Raw genomic sequence first — 24,136 nt, 5'->3', positions numbered from 1 at the left:
CTTCCGCATCGAAACGCTTCAACGTCTTCCGCGGAGGCCGCCGCCGGGCGACCGTGAGCCACGACGTGCTCCTCGTCGCCGCGGACCGGCAGCGTCGCCGGGCCTCCCGCGGCGGCGCCCGCGGACGCGTCCCGAACCGAACGGGAGACCTCGGATGACCTGGAGAACCCGGCTGCGCACCCTCGCGCTCGCCGTACCGCTGGCCGTCGTCGCCACGACCGTCGTCGCCGCCGTGCCCGCCGCGGCGCACGGCTCCGTGACCGACCCGCCGTCACGCAACTACCGCTGCTGGGACGTCTGGGGCTCGCGCTTCCAGGACCCGGCGATGGCGGCGCAGGACCCGATGTGCGCGCAGGCGTGGCAGGCCGACACCACCGCGATGTGGAACTGGAACGGCCTCTACCGCGAGGGTGTCGCGGGCCGCCACGAGCAGGCGATCCCGGACGGCCAGCTCTGCTCGGGCGGACGGACCGGCGGCGACCGGTACGCCGCGCTGGACACCCCCGGCTCCTGGGTCGCCGCGACGGTGCCGCAGCGGTTCACGCTCACCCTGACCGACCAGGCGAAGCACGGCGCCGACTACCTGCGCGTCTACGTCACGAAGCCCGGCTTCGACCCGACCCGCGCGGCGCCCGCCTGGTCCGACATGCAGCTGCTCCAGGTCACCGGCCGGTACGCCCCGGCCGGCGAGTACCGCACCGACGTCGACCTCAGCGGCCGGTCGGGGCGCGCGATCCTCTACACGATCTGGCAGGCGAGCCACTCCGACCAGTCGTACTACCTGTGCAGCGACATCAGCATCGGCGGGCCGGCCCCGACTCCCACGCCGACGCCCACGCCCACGCCGACCGTCACCCCGACCCCCACGCCGACGGTCACCCCGAGCCCGACGCCCACCGTGACGCCGACCCCGACACCGACGCCCACCCCGACGCCGGGCACCGGGACGTGCACGGCGGCCGTGCGGGTCGTCGGGCAGTGGCCCGGCGGCTGGCAGGGCGAGCTCACGGTGACCGCGGGCGCCGCGGGCACGACCGGCTGGCGGGCGACCGTCCCCGGCTCGACCGTGACCCAGGCGTGGAACGCAGCGGCGTCCGACGGGGCCCTGACGAGCGCGTCGTGGAACAGCACGCTCGCTCCCGGCGCGAGCACCACCGCGGGGTTCCTCGCGTCCGGCACCCCCGGGACGCCGACCGCGACGTGCGCGGGGGCCTGACTCCGCTCCTTCGCACGTCGGCCTGACGCCCGGCCCGGCACCCCCCTCGTGCCGGGCCGGGCGTCGCGCGCCCGTGCACCCCGCGACCGACCGCGGGAGCCGGAGGACGCCCCGAGGTGCTGACCTCACCGGCGGGGCAGACGGCCGGCACGACCCCCGGCTACGGTCGTGCACACCCCGCCCCTCCCTCACCGCGGAGGTCACGATGAGCGTTCCCGCACGTCTCGCGCCGCTGCTCGCGCAGTTCGACGTCGGCCGCGAGCGCCTGGTCCACCGCCTCGTCGGACCGACCCTCGACAGCGGCGACGGCGAGCCGGTCGCGGTCCCGCCGCTGACGGACGACGAGTACCTGTGGGAGCCCGTCGGCGGATGCTGGTCCGTGCGGCGCCGCGCGGACGGCCCGGGACCGGGCGCGACCGTCCTGGTCGGCGCCGGCGCGTGGGTGCGCGACGGCGGCCGGCCGCACCCGTACCCGCCGCCGGTCACGACGATCGCGTGGCGCCTGGTGCACCTCGCGGAGATGCTCGAGGGCCGCGCCGATCACCTCACGGGCACGCACGCGCACACCGAGGAGGCGTACGCGATCCCGGGGACAGCCGCGGAGGGCGTCGCGGCGTTCCAGCGCGGGGCGGACGCGTGGCGAGCGGTCCTGACGGGTGCCGACGACGAGCCCTCGACGCCGTCGGGCGCAGCACGTACCCCTACGGCAGCGACCCCGAGGACCCGCTGCTCGACACGGTGTGGTGGGTCAACCAGGAGCTGCTGCACCACGCGGCCGAGATCGCGCTCCTGCGGGACCTGTACCGAGCACGCACCGCCGGGTAGGCCCGGGCCTCACGCGCGGACGACGACGACCCCCGCGGCCGCGAGCTCGACGAGCGTCGGGTCCGCCGGGTCGACGTCCGTGATGACGCCCGCGACCTCGGCGAGCGGCAGCACCGTGAACGGCGACGCGGCGCCGATCTTCTCGGCGCTGGCCAGCACGTAGGTGTCGGCGGCGCGGCGGGCGAGCGCCCGCTTCATCGCGGCCTCGTCGGCGTCGCCCGTGGTGAGCCCGGCGGTGGGGTGCACGCCGGTGACGCCGAGCAGGAACACGTCGGCGCTCACGCGCTCGGCGGCCTCGACCGCGGCAGCCCCGCACGCGACGGCCGAGTGCTTGAAGATCCGTCCGCCGAGCAGCACGATCTCGACGCGCGGGTGCTCGACGAGCGCCGCCGCGACGGTCGGGCTGTGCGTGACGACCGTCGCGTCGAGGTCGGGCGCGAGGGCGCGGGCGACCGCGAGCGCGGTGGTGCCGCCGTCGAGGATCACGGTGCTGCCCGGGGTCACGAGCGCGGCGGCTGCTGCGGCGACGCGCTCCTTGCTCGGCACCCCGACCGTGCGCCGCGCGGCGTAGTCGGCCGTCGCGGGGGACGCGGGGAGGGCGCCGCCGTACACGCGCTGGCAGAGTCCCGCCGCGGCGAGCTCGCGCAGGTCACGCCGGACGGTGTCCTCGGACAGGCCGAGCTCGGCGGCGAGGTCCTTGGCGACGATGCGACCCTCGTCGCGCAGCCGGGCCAGCAGGACGTCGCGGCGCTGCGCGGTCAACATTGCACGTTTCTCCTTGTTCCTGCCGAGTGATGCACGTAGTGTGCCACACATGCCTCTCCACACGCCCTCGCTCGACGAGCCCACCCCCACGCCCGACGCCGGCCCCGCGCAGCCCGGGACCCGCGTCCCCGACCACCGGGGCCGCACGGACCTCGACCGCACCGGCCTCGACCTCACCGGCAACCCGCGCGTCCGCGTCCTGGGCGTCGAGCTCCTCGCCGCCGCGTGGCACGTGCTGCGCCGCACGACGTTCGAGTACCTCGGCGCCGACGGCCGCTGGACCCGCCAGCAGCGCGAGACCTACGACCGCGGCAACGGCGCGACCGTGCTGCTCCACGACCCGGAGCGCTCGACCGTGCTGCTCACACGCCAGTTCCGGTTCCCGGTCTACGTGAACGGGCACCCCGACGGGATGCTCCTCGAGACCGCCGCGGGCCTGCTCGACGACGACGACCCCGAGACCGCGATCCGCCGCGAGGCGGCCGAGGAGACGGGCGTCGAGATCGGGGAGCTCGAGCACGTCTTCGACGTCTGGATGAGCCCTGGCTCCGTCACCGAGCGCCTGCACTTCTCCGCCGCGCGGTACACCCCGGCGCAGCGGACCACCGCGGGCGGCGGCGTCGCCGACGAGGGCGAGGAGATCGACGTCGTCGAGCTGCCCTTCGAGCGCGCGCTCGCGATGACGCTGACCGGCGAGATCGCCGACGCCAAGACGATCCTGCTGCTGCAGTGGGCGGCGCTGCACGGACCGTTCCGCACCCGCTGAGCCGGCCGACGGCGCTCGGCGGATCCACCCGCGGCGACACTCACGGCGGCACCGGGAGCGCCGATCTGCTGGGCGTCGCCCCGCCCGGGGCGTCGTCCAGGAGGGTGCCCGATGAACCACGCCGTCGCGGGCGACGCCGTCCCCTCCGCGCCCCGCGCCACGCTCGCGTGGGTCCTGGTCGCGCTGGCCGCCCTCAACACGGTCGCGTTCGTGGCGGAGCTGACCACCGGGTGGTCCGCGCTGCCCGCCCTCGGCCACGTCCTCAACCCGCTCGTCGCGACGCTCGCGGTCGTGCTCTGCTGGCGCGCGGCCCAGCACCCCACGACCCCCGTGGCGGCCCGCACCGTCTGGCGCCTGACAGCCGCGGGGATGGCCTTCATCGCCGTGTCGATCGGGGTGCGCCTCGTGATCGCGACCGGCGCGTCCGACGTCCCGGCACCGGCGCACACCGTGCTGCAGGTGACGGGTGCGGTCCTGCTCGCTGCGTCGATCGTGCGGATCCCGCTCGGGCTGCGCACCCGGACCCAGAAGGCCGAGCTCACGCTGGACGTCGCCACGCTCGTGGTCGCGGCCGGCGTCCTCATGTGGCACCTCGTCGTGACGTTCGCCGGCGGCGAGATCACGCGCGCCACCGTCTCGCACGTCGCACCCGTGATGGCCCCGGCGCTCATGGCGGTGCTCCTCGCCGCCAAGGCCGCGCTCGCCGGCTCCGGCGTCGTGCCGCGCCGCGCCCTCTACCTCCGCGCGGTGTCCGCGCTCGTCGGCGGGTTCGGGTCGGCGGTCGGGGTGCTGCTGCTGTCGGTCCGCCCGGACGTGGACGTCCAGCTCCTCCTCAACCCGATCGCCTCGGTGACCATCGCCCTGAGCGCGCACCTGCAGATCGCCGACGCCGCGCGGGCCGGTGCGCCGGCTGCCCGTCCGCGCACCTTCAGCACGCTGCCCTACGTCGCGGTGGTCGCCGTCGCGGCCCTGCTCGTCCGCACGTCCGTGCAGGACGCACCCGACCGTCTCGTGGTGGTCGCCGCGGCGGTCACCCTGACCGCACTGGTGATCGTCCGCCAGCTCCTCGCGTTCCGGCAGAACGCCGCCCTGCTGTCGGTGATCGGCACGCACGAGCGCCAGTTCCGCCTGCTCGTGCAGAACAGCAGCGACATCGTCACGATCACGGAGCCCGGGGGCGCGATCCGCTACGTGAGCCCGTCGGTCCTCCGGGTGCTGGGGCGCGACCCCGACAGCCTGCTGGGGCGGCACGTCCTGGAGCTCGCGCACCCCGACGACCACGGCGTGGCGCGCGCCGGCGTCGCGTCGGTCGCGGGAACGCCCGGCGCCACGGCCACCTACGAGATGCGGCTCCGGCACGCGGACGGGTCGTGGCGGTGGCTCGAGGTCGTCGCGTCGAACCTCGTCCACGAGCCGCACGTCGAGGGCTTGGTCAGCAACGCCCGCGACGTCACCGAGACGCGCGAGGTGCAGGAGCGCCTGAGCCACCAGGCCACGCACGACGCGCTCACGGGGCTCGCGAACCGCGCGCTGTTCGGCGACCGCGTCCGGGCCGCGGTGTCGAGCGCGGCCCCCGGAGAACGACTGAGCCTCGTGCTCGTCGACCTCGACGACTTCAAGTCCGTCAACGACACGCTGGGGCACGCGGTGGGCGACGGCCTCCTCGTCGAGGTCGCGGCGCGGATGAGCGCCGCCCTGCGCGCGAGCGACACCGTGGCCCGCCTCGGCGGCGACGAGTTCGCGATCCTGCTCTCGGGGCTCGACCGCGACGCGGTCGACGCGGTCCTGGCTCGCATCGTCGACGCGCTGCTCGCGCCCGTCGAGGTCGAGGGCCACCGGCTCGTCGTGCGGGCCAGCTTCGGTGTCGTGGACGGAGCACCCGGCGACGACCCCGCGGAGCTCCTGCGCCAGGCCGACATCGCCATGTACGAGGCGAAGCGGCGCGGCGAGGGCGGCTTCCAGCGGTACCGTCCCGGCTCCCGGCCGCTCGGTTCGCCGCTCACGGTCGAGGACCCGGCACCCCAGGACGGCGTCGACGTCGTCCGGCCCACGGGGACGCGCGCGAGCGATCCGGCGGCCTGAGCCTCTCGGCGGACGCCCACGGACCCACGCGTCGGCCGAGGGCCCCGGCACTCACCGCCGGGGCCCTCGGTCGCACCCGCAGCCTCGCTGCGGTGCGGCTCAGCGGAGGGGAGGCTGAGCCAGCTCGACGAGCTCGCGCGCCTGCTCGACGAACCACTGGCCGGCGGCCGGGTCGACCATCCCTCGCTCGGGGTCGGTCGGGCCGGGCGTGCCGCGCAGGCAGCGCCCGTCGGACTCGCCGGGGACCTTGATCCACAGCAGCGCGTCGACGAGGTCGTTCCCCGTCTGGGTCGTCGGGCGCAGGCCGGCGCCGCGGCCGGGCGGGTTGCACCACGTCTCGGCGTCGGTGTACTTCCCCGCGGGCGCCGTCCACGGGCCCTGCCCGTTGCGGCTCGTGTCGACCACGAAGTGGGTCGTCGGCTCGACGCCGCCGAGCACGAGCTCGTACCGCGAGGTGATCCCGGCGGTGTTGAGCGTCGGGTCCTCCGCCGTGTCGCTCCAGATGCCGGTGTTGCGCAGCACCACGCCGGTCCAGTCGTTCGCGGGACCGCCGCTCCAGTACTGGTGCCCGCACTCTGCGACGCTGCCCGGCGCGACGACGGTCGCGTACGCGAGGCACTGCGAGATCCACGTGCCGTAGAGGACGTCGTTCTCGGTGCGCTCGTAGTTCGAGACGTTGAGGAAGAAGCCGTCGGCGCCCTGCACCCCGGCCTTGAGCAGGCGGTCGGTGATCTCCGGGACGGCGAGCCACGACGGCCCGGTGCCGTCCAGGTAGAGCGCGACGTTCGGCTGCTGCGCGATCCGCTCGACCGCGTACCGCAGCAGCGCGAAGCGCTCGGCCGAGGGCTGGGCACCCGTCGTCGCCGGGTCGAGCTCCGCGGGGCGGCAGCCCTCGAGCTGGCCGTCGAGCGTCGTGTACCAGGGGATGACTCCGAGGCCGTCCGGCTCGAGGATCACGACGGCCTCCTCGTCGCCGATCCCGGCGGCGAACGCGTCGACCCACGCCTTGTACGCGTCGGGGCCCGCCGCGCCGCCGGCCGAGTACAGCGCGCAGTCGCGGAACGGCAGGTTGTACGCGACGAGCACGGGGACCTTGTGGCCGGCGCGCCGCACGAGCGTGCGCACGTCGTGCCGGACCTCGGCGGGCGTGCCCTCGGTGAACCAGGTGGCGCTCGGGATGCGGCTGAGCGTGAGCGCGTCGCGCTTCGCCTGCCCGCGCAGGGTCTTCGCGGCGTCCTTGGTGGTGCTGTGCGGGTCGACGTAGAGGCGCGTCGTCGGATCCAGCACGTCGTTGGCCGCGGAGGCCGGCGAGGCGGTGAGGGCGCTGAGGCCGAGGGCGCAGACGGTCAGGGCGACGATGCCCCACCGCCTGCGAGCAGGGGTTGCCATGGTGACTCTCCGGGGGTCGTGCCGACGTCGGTGTCGACTGGAGCGGGTCGGGCGAGAGAAACTGGAAGCGCTTCCAGTCTGCGCCGCCATCCTGCGCCCTGCCCGGCGCGCCCGTCAAGACCGGCTGCTCTGCCCCGCACCCGGCCCTGTCGCACCCACTCGGTGCCCCGCACTCCGCCGCGCTGCACCCGCCCGGTGCCCGCGCAGCCCTGTCGCACCCACTGGCGCCCCGCACCCGCGGCGCCGCGCCGGCCCAGCGCCCCGCACCCCCCCGTGCACCCGCTCGGGGGCGAGTGCCGCGCCCCGCGCTCAGTCGCGAAGCACCGCGGCGATCGCGCTGACCTCGATCAGCGCACCCGGCACTCCGAGCCCGGCGACCCGGGCGGCGATCACGAGCGGCGGCGCCCCGGGGCCGGCGAGCAGGGGCGCGATCGCGCCGTACGCGGCGTTCAGGTCGGCGTCCGCGACGAGCAGCACCGACCACTGCACGACGTCGGCGAGCGTCGCGCCCGCCGCTTCGAGCGCGACGCGCGCGTTCTCCATCGCGCGGACCGACTGCTCGGCGACGTCGCCGGACACGAGCGCCCCCGTCTCGTCGACGCCGTCCTGACCGCCCACGTAGATCGTCGTCGCCCCCGGCGGGACGACGGCGACGTGGCTGAACGCCGGGCTCCGTACGAGGCCGGCAGGCTGCAGACGTGTGATCTCCATCCGCCCACGCTGCCACCGGCGTCCGACACAACGCCCCTCCCGGCCGGGGCACGGCCCCGACGGGCAGCGCGGGGTCGACGGCGGGTCCACCGCCCGACGGCGGAGCCGAACCGGGCCGCGACCGGCTCGCCAGCCGCTGCGCGGGGCGGACCCGCGCACGCCGCACGGACCCGGCCCGTGCGCGCCGGACCGGCCCGCTACCCGCCGACGGCAGGGGCCGACCCCCGCACGACGAGGCGCGTCGGGAGGATCACCGGCGACGCCGGGCCACCCCCGAGGAGGCGCACGAGCATCGCCGCCAGCTCGCGACCCAGGTCCTCGATCGGCTGGTGCACGGTCGTGAGCGCGGGCTCGGTCTGCTGCGCGACGGGCAGGTCGTCGAAGCCGACGACGGCCACGTCCCCCGGTACCGAGCGCCCGTACGCCCGCAGCGCCCGCAGCGCCCCCGCGGCGATGTTGTCGGACGCGGCGACGACGCCGTCGAGATCGGGGTGCGCCACGAGGAGCCGGGCCATGGCCCGTGACGCGTCGGCCTCGTCGAAGTCGGCGCGCTCGACCGGGGCCGGCGCGGCACCCGCGGCCGCGAGCGCCTCCGCGACCCCCCGCTCCCGTGCGGCCGACGCGTCGAGCCCGGCGGGCCCGCCCAGGTGCACGACGCGGCGCCGGCCGAGCGCGAGGAGGTGCTCGGTCGCGAGGCGGGCACCGGCGGCGTTGTCGACGTCGACGTACGCGGCCGGCTCGCCGTGCGGCGGATGCCCGCCGAAGACGACGGGCCGGTCGGTCGCCGCCGCGAACCGGGTCAGCGGGTCGTCCGCGCGGGCTGCGACGACCATGAAGCCGTCGGCCCGCCCCGCCCGCAGCGCGCGCTCGAGCCGCGCCTGCCCCCGGGCCGACGCGGCGAGCAGCAGCGTGAGGTCGAGGTCCGCCTCCTCGAGGACCGAGGCGACCCCGATGACGAGCCGCGCGTGGAACGGGTCGGCGAACAGCGCCGGGTCGTCGCCCGCGACCGCGAGCACCACCGCCCCCGCGCGGTGCGTCGCGAGCGCCCGCGCCGTCGCGTTGGGCACGAAGCCGAGCTCCTCGACAGCCCGGGCGACGGCCTCCCGCTTGGCCCGGCTGACGTCGGGCCCCCCGTTCACCGCGCGCGACGCGACGGTGCGCGACACCCCGGCGCGGCGGGCGACCTCGTCGAGGGTCGGCCGGCGGTGCGGGACGTCCACGGCAGCACCTCCAGGTCGCGCACACCCGGCGTCCCCGGGCGGTCGCAGGTCACCGTAGCGGCGGCGCGGCTCCGCCCGTGCGGACGCACCGACCTCAGCCCGACGACGCCCGTCCGGCGTCAGGCGTCAGGCGTCAGGCGTCAGGCGTCAGGCGTCAGCATCTTGTCGAGCAGCACCTCGAGCTGCGCGCGCTCGGCCGCAGTGAGCCGGTCCGTCACGACGGAGCCCCGGGCGAGCTCGCGGCCGAGCTCGCCGCGCAGCGCCGCGCCGCGCTCCGTGAGCCGGAGGAGCTTGACGCGGCGGTCGCTGCTCGGGATCCGCTCGGCGACGCCGAGGGCCTCGAGCCGGTCCGCGAGGCCCGTGACGTTCGACGCGTCGCACGCGAGGTGGCCGGCGACCGAGCTCATGGGGACGGGCTCGTCGAGCATCAGGACCGCGCGCGCCTGGACGGGCGTGAGCCCGTGCCGGCCGACGGTCTCCGCGAACCCGGCCCGCGCGAGCTCGGCGACGGCGAAGAGCCGCTGGCTCAGCGTCGGCTGCGGCGCCCAGCCGCCTCCGCAGCCGGTGTCCTCGTCCCCGTCCTTCATGTCGCCAGCATATTGGTCGTGTCCATGGTTGACATGGTCAAGCACCGTGCGCGACGCTACCGATACTTGAGCACGTCAACCATCGAGGAGCGCAACGATGAGCACCGACACGTCCGCCCCCGCACGCCCGGCCGCACCTCTCCGGGTGAGCGCCGCGACCACCTGGCGCACCGGCCTCGTCGCCGCGGGCGTCGCCCTGGTCGCCAACCTGCTCGTGCTCGTCGTGTCCCGCGCCCTGGGCGCCGACCACCTCGTGCGGCAGACGCCCGACGCGGCGGCCTCGGAGGTCACGTTCGTCATGGTCGTCGTCATGACGGTGGTCCCGCTCCTCGTGGCGACCGCGCTGCTGCTCCCGCTGCGCCGGTGGGGCGCCCGCGCGTGGCGCACGCTCGCCGCCGTGGGCCTCGCCCTCGGCCTGCTCACCGTGCCGATGCCGTTCGCCGTGGACGCGACGACCGGGACGCAGGTCGGGCTCGCGCTCATGCACGTCGTCGTGGGCGTCGTGTGGTTCGTGCTCGTCCGGCGCGCCGCCTCCGCGGCGTCGCGCTGACCGGGGCGTCGCGCACGCCCGTCCCGCTCGCCGGACGGGCGTGCGCGGAGGGTCCAGGCCGTGCGTCGGCCGGCCGGCCGGTCAGCCCTCCGCGGGCGGGCGCGTCCGCAGGTACTGCGAGTCGTCGTTGACGTAGGCGTAGTACAGCCCGATCAGCACGCCGCCGCCGAGGAAGTTGCCGACGAGGGCGATGCCGACGTTCCCGGCCGCGAGCCCGACGTCGATGCCCTCCGTGAGCCCGACGATCGAGAAGAGCACAGTGTTCGCGACCGAGTGCTCGAGCCCCAGGAACGCGAAGATGAACACCGAGACGATCATCGCCAGGCTCTTGGTCAGGTCGTCCTTGATGAGCCCGTTGTAGACCAGCAGCATCGCCATGTTGATCATGAAGTTGCACAGCGCGGCGCGCACGAGCAGGTCGACCCAGCCGGCCGGACCGGACGCCACGTAGTCGAGCTTGTGCTCGACCGACGCGAGCATGACGTCGAGCGCGACCCCGTCGACGAGCGTCGAGAACCGCACGAGCACCGCGACGAACAGCCCGCCGAGCAGGTTCCCGACGTAGCAGAGCCCGAGCAGCCGCAGCGCCTTCCCCCACGTCGTGCGGCCGTGGTACGCGCCGATCGAGACGATCATCATGTTCGACGTCAGCAGCTCGGACTTCGTGTAGTAGATGAAGACGAGCGCCCACCCGAACGCCAGCGCCCCGGCGATCCGCCCGAGCGGCTGGAGCGTGCCCGCACCGACGTCGATGCTCGTGAACGCGGCGAGGACGGCGAAGTAGGTGCCGTAGAAGATCCCGATGAGAACGCCGGCCATCCCCGCGCGCTGGAGGTAGCGACGGGCGAGCTCGCCGGACATCGCGGTCTTGGTCTCGAGCGCCTCGAGCGCGGTGCTGATGAAGTGCTTGCCGGGGAACAGCCCGTGCTCGTCGGCGGTCATGGCGACTACGGTCGCACGCACGCGACGCGCCGGCCGCGACGCCCGCCGGATGAGAGAACTCCAATCCCAACGGGCGGTCACGCCGGATAACGGTTCTATAACGTGCTGAGGATGAACCCGACCCAGAGCACGACCCCGACCGAGGCCACACGGCGTGACGTCCGCCGTGCACGTGTCGCGCGAGCGCGACGGCACCGGTTCCGCGCCCGGGCGATCGTCGTCATGTCCCTGGCGCTCTGCACCGGCGCCGCGTCCGCGTGGGCCGTCGCGCCCTGGCACTCCGAGGCGCCCGGACGCGACGGCGGCTCCGGCGCACACGCCTCCGCGCGCGGCTGGTACGCCGCCTACACCGCCGGGCGCGACTGGCAGCCAGGCCACTCCCCCGCCGCCTGGTACACCGCGTACTCGGCCGACCGCGGCTGGTCGGGCTACCGCCACGGTCGCTGGCCCCGCCCCGGCCACCCGCGCCCGACGCCGGCGCCCACCGCCACGCCGTCCCCCACGATCGTCCCGACCATCGCTCCGGAGCCCACCGCGGTGCCGACGGTCGCGCCCACCCCGACGGCCGCCCCGACCGCCGCACCGACGCCGCTCCCCACCGCCCCCGGCGTGCCGCCGACCGCCTCCCCCGCACCGACCCGCACCCCGGCCCCGGCGCCGACGCGCAGCCCCCGGCCGACCCCCGTGCCGTCGGCCTCGCAGCCCGGCACCACGCCGCCCGTCACGACCCCCGCGCCGCCGCCCCCCGGCCTCACCGCGGACCAGCAGTACGCGGCGTCCCTCGTCACGCTCACGAACGAGCAGCGGGCCGCCGCGGGGCTGCCGGCGCTCGCCGTCTCGGACTGCGCCACGCAGCAGGCCGTCGCCCGGGCCGGCATCCTCGTCGCCGAGAACCGGTTCGAGCACGACCCCCTCGGACCGATCCTCACGGCGTGCCGTGCACGCTCGGTCGGCGAGAACATCGCGCTCGGCTACCCCACGCCGGCCGCGATGATGACGGGCTGGATGAACTCCGAGGGCCACCGCGCGAACATCCTGCGGTCGTACAGCTCCGTCGGGATCGGCTGCGTCTCCGGCCCGCGCGGGATGCTCTGCGCGCAGGTCTTCCTCGGCTGAGCCGGTCCGGCCGTCGTCCGCCCGACCCGCGGACCACGTCCTGCCCGTGCGCGTCGTGACCGTCGCCGCCCCGATGAGTTCCCGGGGCGGCGGCGGTCACGACCCGCGAGGGCGGCGCGCGGTCGCCCGGCGAGGAGGCACGCGATGAAGCGGTACCTGATCTCGTTCGACGACGGCGCGATGACCTTTCCCCGCGAGGACCTGCCGGAGGTGTCGCGGGACTCGCACGCGGTCGTCGAGCGGGCGCGGGTCGCAGCGCAGCCGGCCCGCCGCGGTCCGCACGCACGGGTGGGGCCCGGCACCCCCGCGCCGGACCCCACCCGCCACCGGCTGCGCCGGCGCCGGGCCCTTCCCTTCGCCGTCAGCGCGTGCTGAACGCCGCGTCGAACGAGGCGGTCGGCGGCGGGAACGCCATGCGCTTGACGAACTCGAGCGCCTCGGGCGCGCCGACGAGGCGGTCCATCCCGGCGTCCTCCCACTCGACCGAGATGGGCCCGTCGTACCCGATCGTCGTGAGCATCCGGAACGAGTCCTCCCACGGGACGTCACCGTGCCCGGTGGACACGAAGTCCCAGCCGCGGCGCGGGTCGGCCCACGGCAGGTGCGAGCCCATCCGGCCGTTGCGCCCGTTGCCGACCCGGCGCTTCGCGTCCTTGCAGTCCACGTGGTAGATCCGGTCCTTGAAGTCCCACAGGAAGCCGACCGGGTCGAGGTCCTGCCAGACGAAGTGGCTCGGGTCCCAGTTGAGGCCGAACGCCTCGCGGTGACCGATCGCCTCGAGGGTCCGCACGGTCGTCCAGTAGTCGTAGGCGATCTCGCTCGGGTGCACCTCGTGCGCGAACCGGACGCCGACCTCGTCGAACACGTCGAGGATCGGGTTCCAGCGGTCCGCGAAGTCCCGGTAGCCCGCGTCGACGAGCTCCGGGGTGACCGGCGGGAACATCGCGACGTACTTCCAGATGGCCGAGCCGGTGAACCCGACGACCGTCTTCACGCCGAGCCGCGCGGCGGTGCGGGCCGTGAGCTGCATGACCTCGGCCGCGCGCTGCCGGACACCCTCGGGGTCGCCGTCGCCCCACACGTCGGGCGGGAGCATCTCGTGGTGACGCTGGTCGATCGGGTCGTCGCAGACCGCCTGCCCGGTGAGGTGGTTCGAGATCGCCCAGACCTTGAGCCCGTACCGCTCGAGCAGGTCGAGCCGGTCCTGGATGTACGCGTCGTCCTCGGCGCCGCGGCGCACGTCGAGGTGGTCGCCCCAGCAGGCCAGCTCGAGCCCGTCGTAGCCCCACCCGGACGCCAGCCGCGCGACCTCCTCGAGCGGCAGGTCGGCCCACTGGCCGGTGAACAGCGTGATCGGTCGTGCCACGTCAGCTCTCCTTCGGTTCGGGGACGACGGCACCGGGCAGGCCGTCGTCGGACGCGCGCGGGGGCGCGGCGGGGCCGGGGTCGACGAACGTCCAGCGGCTCTGGTCGGCCGCGGAGCGCTCCACGGCGTCGAGCACGCGCTGCACCTGCAGGCCGTCCGCGAACGACGGGGTCGGCTGCTCCCCCGCCGCGAGCGCGCCCACCAGGTCGACGACCTGGTGCACGAACCCGTGCTCGTAGCCGAGGCCGTGCCCCGCGGGCCACCACGCGCCGACGTACGGGTGCTCGGGCTCGGTCACGACGATCCGGCGGAAGCCGGCGACGCGCGCCTCGTCGGTCGCGTCGTACAGGTGGAGCACGTTCATGTCCTCGAAGTCGAACGCGATCGACCCGTGCGAGCCGTTGATCTCGAGCCGGATCGCGTTCTTGCGACCCCACGCGAAGCGCGTCGCCTCGAACGTCGCGATCCCGCCGCCCGAGAGCCGCCCGAAGAACACCGCGGCGTCGTCGACCGTGACCGGCCCGCGCTCGGTGCCCGCCGAGCCGTGCAGCCCGGAGAACCCGGCCGCGACGGGCCGCTCGTGCACGAACGTCTCGAGCAGCCCGCTCACGCCCGTGAGCACCTGGCCGGTGACGTGCTGCGCGAGGTCGACGACGTGCGCCCCGATGTCCCCGAGCGCCCCGGACCCGGCGACGGCCTTGTCGAGCCGCCACGACAGCGGCGCCTCGGCGTCGGCGATCCAGTCCTGCAGGTACTGCGCCCGCACCTGCCGCACCTGCCCGATGCGCCCCTCGGCGACGAGCTGACGGGCCAGCGCGATCGCCGGGACCCGCCGGTAGGTGAACCCGACCATCGCCCGGACGCCCTTCTCGGCCGCGGCCTCGGCGGCGGCCGTCATGGCCTCCGCCTCGGCCACGGTGTTGGCGAGGGGCTTCTCGCACAGCACGTGCTTGCCGGCCTGCAACGCCGCGATCGCGATCTCGGCGTGCGTGTCGCCCGGCGTGCAGATGTCGACGAGGTCGACGTCGTCGCGGGCGACCACCGCGCGCCAGTCCGTCTCGGCCGCACCCCAGCCGAGCCGGGTGCGCGCGGCCTCGACGGCGGTGCTGTCCCGCCCTGCGACGACCGTCATCTCCGGGCGCAGCGCGAGGTCGAAGAACCGCGGCGCCACGCGCCACGCCTGCGAGTGCGCGGCGCCCATGAAGGCGTACCCGATCATCCCGACGCCGAGCCGGCCGTCCTCGTGCTGCGCCATGCCCCTCCCCTTCCCGTCGACCCGCTCGTCCGTGCCGCTCAGGACTCGAACGCGCTCGGCAGGTACTGGTCGACGTTGTCCTTCGTCACGACCGGCGCGTACAGCTGGACGGTGCGCGGGACGGAGACCGAGACGAGGTCACCCATCGACTTGTTCTGCGAGATGAGCCGGGCGAGCCGGACGCCGTCGGCGGCCTGCGTGGACGGGTAGATGACCGTGGCCTTGAGCACCGTGTCGTCCGCCTCGATCGAGCGCATCACGTTCGCGGAGCCGGCGCCACCGACCATGACGAACTCGTCGCGCCCGGCCTCGTCGATCGCGGCCATGACGCCGACACCCTGGTCGTCGTCGTGGTTCCACAGCGCGTCGATCTGCGGCGCGGCCTGGAGCAGGTTCGCAGCGGCCTGCTGGCCGCCCTGCACGGTGAAGTCGGCGGCGACGCGGTTGTCCACGTCGAGCCCGCAGTCGGCGAGCGCGTCCGCGAAGCCCTGGCTGCGGTCCTGCGTCAGCGGCAGCGAGTCGATCCCGGCGATCTCGGCCACGACCGCGTCGGGGTTGTCGCCGACCTGCTCGCAGACGTAGGTTCCCGCGCTGACGCCCATGCCGTAGTTGTCGCCGAGCACCGTGGTGCGCGCGGCGAAGGGGCTGGAGAACTCGCGGTCGACGTTGATCACCGTGATCCCGGCCTCCATCGCCTCCGTCGCGACCTCGGTGAGGGCGGCGCCGTCGAACGGCAGGAGGACGATCGCGTCGACCCCGTCGTTGATGAACGTCTCGACCTGGCTGATCTGGAGGTTCACGTCGTTGGTGGCCTCGGCGACGATCAGCTCGACGTCGTCGTACTTGTCGGCCTCGTCGACCGCGGCCTTCGTGATGGCGCCCATCCAGCCGTGGTCCGCGGCCGGCGCCGAGAAGCCGATGCGGACGGTCTCGCCCGACTCGTCGTTCTCGCCGCCCGAGTTCGACTCGGCCTGCGGGGCGTCGTCGTCCTCGGCGGGCTCGTTGGACGTGCAGCCGGCGACGAGGCCGGCGGTCGTGAGCAGCGCGCCGGCGGTGAGGAGCAGTCGGCGGCGGGCGGTGCGGGTGGTGGTCCCGGTGGGTCGGACGGTGCGTGCGGACATGGGAATCCTCCTTGACTCCTGCGGTGGCCGTGCGGGGGTGCGGGCGTGCTCGGACGGAGCGGCCCGGGGGCGATGCGCGGGTGGGATGGGGGTGGCTCAGCTGCTGCGGGAGCGGGCCGCGAACCGCTGCTGAAGCAGCACGGCGAGCACGATGATCGCGCCCTTCGCGACCGACTGCGCCGAGATCGACAGGTTGTTCTGCGTGAAGACGTTCGTGAGCGTCGCGAAGATCAGCACCCCGAACACGGTGCCGACGATCGTGCCGCGCCCGCCGGCGAGGAGCGTCCCGCCGACGACGACGGCCGCGATGGCGTCGAGCTCGTAGAGCTGGCCGTTCGTCGAGGAGCCGGCGGTCGTGCGGGCGAGCATCATGACGCCGGCGATCCCGGCGGTCAGGCCCGAGATCGCGTACAGGTACATCGTGTGGCGGCGGATCCGGATGCCCGCGAGCCGCGCGGCCTCCGGGTTGCCGCCGACAGCGAGCGTCCGGCGACCGAACGTCGTGCGGTTGAGCACGACCCAGCCGGCGACCGCGACGACCACGAAGATCCAGACGATCACCGAGACACCGAGCGGCTCGGCGCGGAACACGTCGAGGAACTCGGGCACCCGGACGATCTGCGTCCGCCGGTTCGCGATGACCTCGGCGAGGCCCCGCGCGCCGACCATCATCGCGAGCGTCGCGATGAAGGCCACGACCTGCCCGTAGGCGATCAGGACCCCGTTGACCAGCCCGCACACCGTGCCGACGGCGAGCGCGGTCAGCACCATGACGATCCAGTGCGTGTCCTGCGCCATCGTCTGCGTCGCGACCGTCGTCGCCCACACCGACGCGAGCCCGAGCACCGACCCGACGGACAGGTCGATCCCGCCACCCGTGATGACGAACGTCATCCCGATGCTGAGCACGCCGATCACGGCGGCGAGCCGCAGGATCGTCATGACGTTGTCGAGGCTCGCGAACCGGTCGCCGGCGGTCGCGACGCCCACCACGCACAGCAGCGCGAGAGCGATGACGAGGCCGATGTTGCGCCCGGCGGCGCCGTGCAGGAGGCCACGTGGGCCGGATCCGCTCGCGCCGGGCGTCTGGCCCGTGCGCTGCAGCGGCGAGGGGTGGTCCGGGTCGGGCGGGACGGAGCCGGCGGTGGCCAGCGGGGGGATCTGCTCGCTCACGCGGCACTTCCTTCCATGATCAGGTCGAGGACGCGGTGCTCGTCGATCTGTTCCGCCGGGCCGCTGTGCAGCACCCGGCCGTCGGCCACGACGAGGACCCGGTGCGCGAGCCCGAGCACCTCCTCGATCTCGCTCGACACGACGACGACGGCCGTCCCGGCGTCCGCGAGCGCCCGGACGAGCGCGTAGATCTCGGCGCGCGCACCGACGTCGACGCCGCGCGTGGGCTCGTCGAGCAGCAGGACCTTGCAGCCGTGCACGAGCCAGCGCGCGAGCATGAGCTTCTGCTGGTTGCCGCCCGAGAGCGTGCGGGTCGCGCGGTCCGGGTCGGCGGGGCGCAGCTCGAGCGCCTCGATCTGCGCGCGGGCTGCTGCACGCTCGCCCGGCTCGTCGAGCATCGGCCCGCGCGCGAACCGCCCGAACGTCGACAGCGTGACGTTGCGGTAGAGCGGCTCGTCGAGCAGCAGACCCTGGCTCTTGCGCTCCTCGGGGGCGAGCCCGATCCCGGCGCGCACCGCGGCGTCGACCGACCCGCGCCGCAGCGCGGTCCCGGCGACCTCGACCCGTCCGGCGGTGGCCTTGCGCGCGCCGTAGACCGTCTCGAGGATCTCCGACCGCCCGGACCCGACGAGGCCCGCGAGCCCGACGACCTCGCCGGCCCGCACGCTGAACGACACGTCGTGGAACACCCCGTGCAGCGCGAGGCCGTCGACGCTCAGCAGCGTCGGGGCGTCGGGCGCGACGGGGGGCCGGGCGGGGAACACCTGCTCGACGGCGCGCCCGGTCATGAGCCGGATGAGCTCGGCGGTCGGGGTCGTCGCCACCGGGAGGTTCGAGGCGACCGTCCGGCCGTCCTTGAGCACCGTGATGCGGTCGCCGATCTGGCGGATCTCCTCGAGCCGGTGGGAGATGTAGAGGACGGCGACGCCCGCCGCGGTGAGCTCGCGCACGACCCGGAAGAGGTTCGCGACCTCCTCGGAGTCGAGCACCGCCGAGGGCTCGTCCATGACGATGAGCCGGGCGTCGTGCGACAGCGCGCGCGCCATGCTGACGACCTGCTTGCCCGCGGCCGACAGGTGCCCGACCTCGCGGTGCGGGGGGATGTCGCCGTGCCCGAGCCGCGTGAGCAGCTCACGGGTCCGGGCGTGGGCCCGACGGCGCTGCGTGAAGCCGCCGCTCGTGAGCTCGTGGCCGAGGTACACGTTCTCCGCGACCGTGAGCCCGTCGACGACGTCGAGCTCCTGGTACATCGTCGCGACGCCCGCGCGCATCGCGGCGACCGGGGTCGTGACCGCGAGCGGGTCGCCGCGCCAGGTGAGCGTGCCGGCGTCGGGCTTGTGCGCACCGGCGAGGACCTTGATGAGCGTCGACTTGCCCGCGCCGTTCTGGCCGAGGAGGCAGTGCACCTCGCCCGGGAGGATGTCGAGGTCGACGCCGTCGAGGGCCTTGGCGCCGGGGAAGTGCTTCACGATGCCGCGCATCTGGAGCAGCGGGGCACCGCTGTCGCGGGTCTCCGCGGAGCGGGGATCGCCGGGGCGGGCAGCGCCGGAGCGGGAGTCGTCGTCGACCATGCGACGGACGCTAGTCCACTTCTGCCGGATGTCAAGCAAAACTTGCCTGACCACCGACGGACTTCTGCAGATGTGCTTGACTGACGTGCATGGGTGCAGGTGAACGGCGTTCCGGGGACCTCAGCGGTGTCGTCCAGCTCCTGCGCGACGGGCAGCCACGCACCCGCGCCGAGCTCGGCCAGCTCACCGGCCTGGCCCGCTCGACCGTCTCCGCGCGCGTCGACCAGCTCCTCGCCGCCGGCCTCGTGACCCCCGCGGGCGAGGCCAGCTCGACCGGCGGCCGCCCGCCCGCGACGCTCGCGTTCCACCCCGGCGCCCGCATCACGCTCGCGATCGACCTCGGCGCGACGCACGCGCGCGTCGCCGTGACGGACCTCGCCTCGACCGTGCTCGCCGAGCACCTCGACACGATCGCGATCTCCGACGGCCCCGGCCCGGTGCTCGACCACGTCGCGACCGTCGCGGCGAAGCTCGTCGAGCACACCGGGCGGCACACGTCCGAGCTCGTCGGCGCCGGCGTGGGGCTGCCCGGACCCGTCGACCACGCGACCGGACGGCCCACGAACCCGCCGATCATGCCCGGCTGGGACGACGCCGACGTCGCCGGGCACCTCGGCGCGCTGCTCGGCACGCCCGTCCTCGTCGACAACGACGTCAACGTCATGGCGCTCGGCGAGCACGCCACCGAGTTCGCCGACGTCGACCACCTGCTGTTCGTCAAGGTCGCGACGGGCATCGGCGCGGGCGTCATCAGCGACGGCGCGATCCGGCGCGGGGCCCAGGGCGCTGCGGGCGACGTCGGGCACATCGCGGTCCCCGGGGGGCGCGACGTGCTGTGCCGCTGCGGCAACACCGGGTGCCTCGAGGCCGTGGCGGGCGGCCGGGCCATCGCCGCCGAGCTCGCCGCCGCCGGGCTGCCCGCGCTCACGAGCGCCGACGTCGTCGCGCTGGTCCGCTCGGGCGACGTGACGGCGCTGCGCACCGTCCGGGACGCCGGCCGGGCCATCGGCGAGGTGCTCGCGACGTGCGTGAGCATGCTCAACCCGTCGGTCATCGTGCTCGGCGGCAGCGTCGCCGAGGCCGGCGAGCACCTGCTCGCCGGGATCCGCGAGGTCGTCTACCGCCGCTCGCTGCCCCTCGCGACGCAGCACCTGCGCATCGTGTCGAGCCGCACCAAGGGCCGCGCCGGGGTGCTCGGGGCCAGCACGATGGTCGTCGACCACCTCCTCACGAGCGGCGCGCTCGAGGAGCTGCTGGGCTGAGCCCGACGGGACAGGCCGCCCACGCGCCGAGGTGCCCCCAGGCGCACGCGCGCGCAGAGTGGGAGCACCGCTCCCCCGCCGACCGGCGTCCGAGGAGCCCGCGCACGCCCGGAGGACCCGCCATGCCCGCAGTCGACTACCGCGACCAGACGACGCTCGTCACGGGCGCCAGCTCGGGCATCGGCGCGGAGTTCGCCCGGCAGCTCGCGGCGCGCGGCTCCGACCTCGTCCTCGTCGCCCGGCGGCGCGACCGCCTCGACGCGCTCGCCGCGGAGCTCGTCGCCGCGCACGGCGTCCGGACGACCGTGATCCCGCTCGACCTCGGGGAGCCGTCCGCCGTCGCGGACCTCGTCGCCGAGCTCGACCGCCAGGGGCTGCGCGTCACGAGCCTCGTCAACAACGCGGGCTTCGCGACGCACAGCCCGTTCCACGACGAGGACCCGGACCGGGTGCGCGAGGAGATCACGCTCAACGTGCTCGCGCTCGTCGAGCTCACGCACGCGCTGATCGACGACCTGCGCGCGGCGGGGACCGGTGTGCTGGTCAACCTGTCGAGCATCGCGGCGTACCAGGGCAACCCCAACCTCGCGGTCTACGGCGCGACGAAGGCGTTCGTGCTCAGCTTCACCGAGGCCCTGTGGGGCGAGGCCCGCGGGACGGGGCTGCGGGTGCTCGCGCTGTCCCCCGGCGCGACCGAGACCGAGTTCTTCGACGTCGCGCAGTGGCGTACGAGCGGCGACGGGACCCGCCGGCAGACGGTCGAGCAGGTCGTCGCCACGGCGCTGCGCACGCTCGACCGCCGCAACCCGCCGCCCAGCGTCGTCTCCGGCGCGGCGAACCGGGCCTTCGTCGCCGTGAGCCGGCTCGTGACCCGGCGCCGGCTCGCCCTGCTCATGGGCTCCCTCATGCGGCGACCGGAGGACGACGCCGAGCCGACGCAGGCCCCCCGGGTCCGGGGTCGCTGAGCGCGCCGGGGCCCTGGACGCGGCCGGACGACGCCGGTCGTGGTCCCGATCCGGCGTGCCGGTCCTGGTCTCGGGCGTGCTCCTGGTCCGGGCCGCGGCCCGGTCCTGGTCCCGGCCCCGACCCGGCCCTGGTCCCGGCCGGGCCCGGCTCGCTAGCGTCCGCCCATGAGCACCTGGGACCCGTCCGACGAGGGCGCCCTCACGCTGCCGAGCGGGCTGCGCGTCCGCGGGCGAGGCCTGCGCCGACCGACGCCCGCGGGCCCGGACCCCGACTCCGGCGTCTACCTCCTCGGCAGCCCGCCGGACCCGCTGCCCTGGCCGTCGCGCTGGGTGCGGTGGCCCGACTTCCGCACACCGAGCGACCCCGCCGACGCGGAGGACGCGCTGCGCGAGGTCCTGCGCCGGGCGGCCGACGAGCGGGTCGAGGTCGCGTGCGAGGGCGGGCGCGGGCGCACCGGGACGGCGCTCGCGTGCCTCGCGGTGCTCGACGGGCTCCCCGCCCGGGAGGCCGTCTCGTACGTGCGCCGCGGGTACCACCCGCGCGCGGTCGAGACCCCGGGTCAGTGGCTGTTCGTGCGCCGGTTCGCACCGGGACGGGGCTGACGCCCGGCGGGCTTCCCTCTCGGAAAAGCGGTCGGCGCCTCGCGCTCCCTCGTCGTACCGTCCCGCATGGGCATACGGAACTACCTGGTCGAGGGCCTCTCCGGCACCGGCAAGACCACCGTGGCCGAGGAGCTGGAGCGGCGCGGCCACCACGTCGTCCACGGGGACCGGGAGCTCGCCTACCAGGGCGACCCGCGCACCGGTGAGCCGACGGAGGTCGGTGCCCACGAGAACCACCTCTGGGACGTGACCCGGGTCCGCGCCCTCGCCACCGACCAGCGCCACGAGGCCACGTTCTTCTGCGGCGGCTCACGGAACTTCCCGGCGTTCCTCGACCTGTTCGACGGCGTCTTCGTCCTCGAGGTCGACCTGGAGACGCTGCACCGGCGGCTCGACGCGCGGCCGGACGGGGAGTGGGGCGGCGGCCGGCCGACGGAACGAGAGCGCATCGTCCGGTGGCACGCGACGAGGTCGGACGTCCCGGCGGACGGCATCCCGATCGACTCCACCGCCCCGGTCGAGCAGGTCGTCGACGAGATCCTCCGCCGGTGCGCGGAGCCGGGGTAGCGGGCGTCGCACGAGGAGCGGGCACCGACGGGCCGCGGTCCCCGCTCGCCCCGCCGACGCGGACGACGCAGCCGGGCGGTCCGACCCCGGTCCGGCACGGCTCCCCGGGGGACCGGCTCCGCTCCCCGCGAACCTGCGCACGCTCGCGCTGCCGGTCGAACCGATACGACGCAGACTGGACCGCATGCAGACACGACAGCTCGGAGACGTCACGGTCAGCGCCATCGGACTCGGCGGGATGCCCCTGTCGATCGAGGGCCGCCCCGACCGCGACCGCGCCCTGGCCACCATCCACGCCGCGCTCGACGCGGGCGTCACGCTGATCGACACCGCGGACGCGTACCACCTGACGGCGACCGACGTCGGCCACAACGAGGAGCTCATCGCGGAGGCGCTGCGCACGTGGGGCGGCGACGCCTCCGAGGTGCTCGTCGCGACCAAGGGCGGCCACCTGCGCCCCGGCGACGGCTCCTGGTACGTCGACGGCTCGCCCGACCACCTCCGCAAGGCGCTCGACGCGTCGCTCCAGCGGCTCGGCGTCGAGGCGATCGGCCTCTACCAGTTCCACCGCCCCGACCCGGAGGTCCCCTACGCCGAGTCGGTCGGGGTCCTCAACGAGTTCCTCGACGCGGGCAAGATCCGCCTCGCCGGCATCTCGAACGCGAACCCGGAGCAGATCCGCGAGGCCCAGGACGTGCTCGGGGGGCGCCTGACGTCGGTGCAGAACCAGTACTCCCCGGCGTTCCGATCGTCGCAGCCCGAGCTGGAGCTGTGCGCTCAGCTCGGCCTCGCGTTCCTGCCGTGGAGCCCGCTCGGCGGGATCTCGAAGGCGTCCTCGCTCGGCGACACGCACGGCGCGTTCGAGCGCGTCGCGGCCGCGCACGGGGTCAGCCCGCAGCAGGTCGCGCTCGCGTGGGAGCTCGCGCAGGCACCGGTCGTCATCCCGATCCCGGGCTCGTCGCGCCCCGAGACGATCCAGGACTCGGTCAAGGCCGCAGACCTGATCCTCGGCCCGGAGGAGATCGCGGAGCTCGACGCCGCCGTCGCCTGACCCACCGCACCACCGACGTCGGGTCGCCCGCCTCCCCGCGGGCGGCCCGACGCGCGTCGCGCCGCTGCAGGCCCTGGGCGACGCGCGTCGTCCCCTACGGTGTGCCCGTGCACCCCGCCGACCGCCGCCCGCGCTACGTCCCGAACCGTTCCGCGCTGATCTCCGCCGCCGTCGGCCTGTTCGTCCTGGGCTGCGCGATGTGGTGGTTCGGCGCCCGGGACGCGCCGCCGCTCGGCCCGTCGGCGAGCTTCTCCTGGGTCGCGTTCGCGGCTGCAGGCTGGCTCACCCTCCGCTGGCACAGCGCGCCGCGCCGCTGACAGCACGACGCGCGGGCCCGCCGCTCAGACCTCCGTGCCGAGCGCCCGCTCGAACTCCGCGAGCGCCGCCGTGCCGAACAGCACGAACCGCACGAGGTCGACCTCCCCGGGCCGCGCCGCGTCCCAGTCCCGCACCGCCCGCACCGCGACGGCGGCGACGGTGCCCATCGCCCAGCCGTAGGCGCCGGCGCTCACCGCGGGGAACGCGACGGACCGCGCCCCGACCTCGGCGGCGACGTCGAGCGACCGCGTGAAGCAGGACGCGAGCTGCGCCTCGTCGCGCTGCCCCCGGTTCCAGCTCGGCCCCACGGTGTGGACGACCCACCGCGCCGCGAGCGCCCCGGCGCCCGTCGCGACCGCCTCTCCGACGGGGAGCCCGTCCGGGAACGCGGTCCTCCGCACGCGCCGGCACTCCTCGAGCAGCGCCGGTCCGGCGGCGGCGTGGATAGCGCCGTCGACCCCGCCGCCGCCGAGCAGGGTCGAGTTCGCGGCGTTGACGATCGCGTCGACCCGCTCCCGCGTGAGGTCCCCCTGGACCGCGTCGATCTTCATGCGGCCATGCTGCCCCGGACCTGCGGCTACCGCGACGCCGGACCGCGCGAGCGCCGTGGCAGAGCCGCGCGCTGGCGTCCCCGCCCCGCCCGAACCCGCCCCGGCTTTCGCGGACGCCCACCCCGCGGGACGATCGGGACGTCCACCCCCGACGAGGAAGGACC

25 protein-coding genes and 1 pseudogene are annotated in these 24,136 nt (G+C 75.2%); 14 read left to right on the top strand and 12 right to left on the bottom strand.

Annotation, left to right across the window (positions count from 1 at the left end; genetic code table 11):
• The first annotated feature begins 154 nt into the window (after positions 1–154).
• From NXY84_RS03715 to NXY84_RS03710, 3 genes and pseudogenes are all read left to right on the top strand, one after another.
• The gene (locus NXY84_RS03715; protein ID WP_258725819.1) at positions 155–1,216 is read left to right on the top strand and encodes a lytic polysaccharide monooxygenase; all 1,062 of its coding nucleotides are present in this window, start codon (positions 155–157) and stop codon (positions 1,214–1,216) included.
• A gap of 205 nt (positions 1,217–1,421) precedes the next feature.
• Positions 1,422–1,847, top strand: a pseudogene (locus tag NXY84_RS21825) (DinB family protein); the annotation flags it as partial.
• Between the two features lie 5 nt (positions 1,848–1,852).
• Positions 1,853–2,041 carry a hypothetical protein gene (locus NXY84_RS03710; protein ID WP_258725818.1) on the top strand — a complete coding sequence of 63 codons (189 nt, stop codon included), beginning with the start codon at positions 1,853–1,855 and terminating at the stop codon, positions 2,039–2,041.
• A gap of 9 nt (positions 2,042–2,050) precedes the next feature.
• Here NXY84_RS03710 and NXY84_RS03705 read toward each other — a convergent pair whose 3' ends face one another.
• Positions 2,051–2,806 carry a DeoR/GlpR family DNA-binding transcription regulator gene (locus NXY84_RS03705; protein ID WP_258725817.1) on the bottom strand — a complete coding sequence of 252 codons (756 nt, stop codon included), beginning with the start codon at positions 2,804–2,806 and terminating at the stop codon, positions 2,051–2,053.
• A 49-nt stretch (positions 2,807–2,855) separates the two neighbouring features.
• Between NXY84_RS03705 and NXY84_RS03700 the strand changes: the two genes are divergently transcribed.
• Both NXY84_RS03700 and NXY84_RS03695 read left to right on the top strand, forming a co-directional pair.
• Entirely contained in the window at positions 2,856–3,572 is a 717-nt protein-coding gene (locus NXY84_RS03700; RefSeq protein ID WP_258725816.1) for an NUDIX domain-containing protein, read from the top strand.
• Between the two features lie 111 nt (positions 3,573–3,683).
• Entirely contained in the window at positions 3,684–5,654 is a 1,971-nt protein-coding gene (locus NXY84_RS03695) for a sensor domain-containing diguanylate cyclase (protein WP_258725815.1), read from the top strand.
• A 99-nt stretch (positions 5,655–5,753) separates the two neighbouring features.
• Here the strand turns inward: NXY84_RS03695 and NXY84_RS03690 are convergent, their stop codons facing one another.
• From NXY84_RS03690 to NXY84_RS03675, 4 genes are all read right to left on the bottom strand, one after another.
• Positions 5,754–7,043, bottom strand: a complete 1,290-nt coding sequence (locus NXY84_RS03690) for a glycoside hydrolase family 6 protein (protein WP_258725814.1) — start codon at positions 7,041–7,043, stop codon at positions 5,754–5,756.
• 309 nt (positions 7,044–7,352) lie between these two features.
• A complete protein-coding gene (locus tag NXY84_RS03685) occupies positions 7,353–7,754 on the bottom strand; it encodes a RidA family protein (RefSeq protein WP_258725813.1) in 402 nt (133 codons plus the stop codon).
• Between the two features lie 197 nt (positions 7,755–7,951).
• A complete protein-coding gene (locus tag NXY84_RS03680) occupies positions 7,952–8,974 on the bottom strand; it encodes a LacI family DNA-binding transcriptional regulator (RefSeq protein ID WP_258725812.1) in 1,023 nt (340 codons plus the stop codon).
• A gap of 140 nt (positions 8,975–9,114) precedes the next feature.
• A complete protein-coding gene (locus tag NXY84_RS03675) occupies positions 9,115–9,561 on the bottom strand; it encodes a MarR family winged helix-turn-helix transcriptional regulator (protein ID WP_258725811.1) in 447 nt (148 codons plus the stop codon).
• A gap of 97 nt (positions 9,562–9,658) precedes the next feature.
• Here NXY84_RS03675 and NXY84_RS03670 point away from each other — a divergent pair, with 97 nt between their 5' ends.
• On the top strand, positions 9,659–10,111 hold the full coding sequence (locus tag NXY84_RS03670) for a DUF6069 family protein (protein WP_258725810.1): 453 nt from the start codon (positions 9,659–9,661) through the stop codon (positions 10,109–10,111).
• Between the two features lie 81 nt (positions 10,112–10,192).
• Here NXY84_RS03670 and NXY84_RS03665 read toward each other — a convergent pair whose 3' ends face one another.
• A complete protein-coding gene (locus NXY84_RS03665) occupies positions 10,193–11,053 on the bottom strand; it encodes a formate/nitrite transporter family protein (protein ID WP_258725809.1) in 861 nt (286 codons plus the stop codon).
• Positions 11,054–11,164: 111 nt separating this feature from the next.
• Between NXY84_RS03665 and NXY84_RS03660 the strand changes: the two genes are divergently transcribed.
• Together NXY84_RS03660 and NXY84_RS03655 are read left to right on the top strand one after the other, a co-directional pair.
• Positions 11,165–12,169 (top strand): CAP domain-containing protein, encoded by a 1,005-nt coding sequence (locus tag NXY84_RS03660; protein WP_258725808.1) that lies wholly within the window; start codon positions 11,165–11,167, stop codon positions 12,167–12,169.
• A gap of 144 nt (positions 12,170–12,313) precedes the next feature.
• On the top strand, positions 12,314–12,544 hold the full coding sequence (locus NXY84_RS03655) for a hypothetical protein (protein ID WP_258725807.1): 231 nt from the start codon (positions 12,314–12,316) through the stop codon (positions 12,542–12,544).
• Here NXY84_RS03655 and NXY84_RS03650 read toward each other — a convergent pair.
• The 5 genes from NXY84_RS03650 to NXY84_RS03630 all read right to left on the bottom strand — a co-directional run bounded on the left by NXY84_RS03650 (position 12,531) and on the right by NXY84_RS03630 (position 18,565).
• The gene (locus NXY84_RS03650) at positions 12,531–13,535 is read right to left on the bottom strand and encodes a sugar phosphate isomerase/epimerase family protein (RefSeq protein WP_258725806.1); all 1,005 of its coding nucleotides are present in this window, start codon (positions 13,533–13,535) and stop codon (positions 12,531–12,533) included. The genes NXY84_RS03655 and NXY84_RS03650 overlap by 14 nt on opposite strands.
• A gap of 1 nt (position 13,536) precedes the next feature.
• Positions 13,537–14,790: a Gfo/Idh/MocA family protein gene (locus NXY84_RS03645; RefSeq protein ID WP_258725805.1), complete on the bottom strand. Its 1,254-nt coding sequence runs from the start codon at positions 14,788–14,790 to the stop codon at positions 13,537–13,539.
• Between the two features lie 38 nt (positions 14,791–14,828).
• Entirely contained in the window at positions 14,829–15,911 is a 1,083-nt protein-coding gene (locus NXY84_RS03640; protein ID WP_258725804.1) for a substrate-binding domain-containing protein, read from the bottom strand.
• A 96-nt stretch (positions 15,912–16,007) separates the two neighbouring features.
• Complete coding sequence (locus NXY84_RS03635) at positions 16,008–17,084, bottom strand: ABC transporter permease (RefSeq protein ID WP_396126367.1); 1,077 nt, start codon at positions 17,082–17,084, stop codon at positions 16,008–16,010.
• Positions 17,081–18,565, bottom strand: a complete 1,485-nt coding sequence (locus NXY84_RS03630; RefSeq protein WP_258727107.1) for a sugar ABC transporter ATP-binding protein — start codon at positions 18,563–18,565, stop codon at positions 17,081–17,083. Before NXY84_RS03630 ends, NXY84_RS03635 begins: the two co-directional genes overlap by 4 nt.
• 179 nt (positions 18,566–18,744) lie before the next feature.
• On the opposite strand from NXY84_RS03630, the gene NXY84_RS03625 reads away from it, so the two are divergent.
• The 6 genes from NXY84_RS03625 to NXY84_RS03600 all read left to right on the top strand — a co-directional run bounded on the left by NXY84_RS03625 (position 18,745) and on the right by NXY84_RS03600 (position 23,420).
• Positions 18,745–19,917 carry an ROK family transcriptional regulator gene (locus NXY84_RS03625; RefSeq protein ID WP_258725803.1) on the top strand — a complete coding sequence of 391 codons (1,173 nt, stop codon included), beginning with the start codon at positions 18,745–18,747 and terminating at the stop codon, positions 19,915–19,917.
• 122 nt (positions 19,918–20,039) lie between these two features.
• On the top strand, positions 20,040–20,882 hold the full coding sequence (locus NXY84_RS03620) for an SDR family NAD(P)-dependent oxidoreductase (protein WP_258725802.1): 843 nt from the start codon (positions 20,040–20,042) through the stop codon (positions 20,880–20,882).
• Between the two features lie 165 nt (positions 20,883–21,047).
• Positions 21,048–21,485 (top strand): protein-tyrosine phosphatase family protein, encoded by a 438-nt coding sequence (locus NXY84_RS03615; protein WP_258725801.1) that lies wholly within the window; start codon positions 21,048–21,050, stop codon positions 21,483–21,485.
• A gap of 66 nt (positions 21,486–21,551) precedes the next feature.
• Entirely contained in the window at positions 21,552–22,052 is a 501-nt protein-coding gene (locus tag NXY84_RS03610) for an AAA family ATPase (protein ID WP_258725800.1), read from the top strand.
• Positions 22,053–22,236: 184 nt separating this feature from the next.
• Positions 22,237–23,103 (top strand): aldo/keto reductase, encoded by an 867-nt coding sequence (locus NXY84_RS03605; RefSeq protein ID WP_258725799.1) that lies wholly within the window; start codon positions 22,237–22,239, stop codon positions 23,101–23,103.
• Positions 23,104–23,210: 107 nt separating this feature from the next.
• On the top strand, positions 23,211–23,420 hold the full coding sequence (locus NXY84_RS03600; protein WP_258725798.1) for a hypothetical protein: 210 nt from the start codon (positions 23,211–23,213) through the stop codon (positions 23,418–23,420).
• A gap of 24 nt (positions 23,421–23,444) precedes the next feature.
• Here NXY84_RS03600 and NXY84_RS03595 read toward each other — a convergent pair whose 3' ends face one another.
• Entirely contained in the window at positions 23,445–23,972 is a 528-nt protein-coding gene (locus NXY84_RS03595; RefSeq protein ID WP_258725797.1) for an O-acetyl-ADP-ribose deacetylase, read from the bottom strand.
• Positions 23,973–24,136 lie beyond the last annotated feature (164 nt).

Source organism: Cellulomonas sp. NS3 (assembly GCF_024757985.1).
Lineage (GTDB): Bacteria > Actinomycetota > Actinomycetes > Actinomycetales > Cellulomonadaceae > Cellulomonas_A.
Note: the sequence above shows the minus strand (reverse complement) of the source record. Positions and strands in the feature narration are given on the sequence as shown.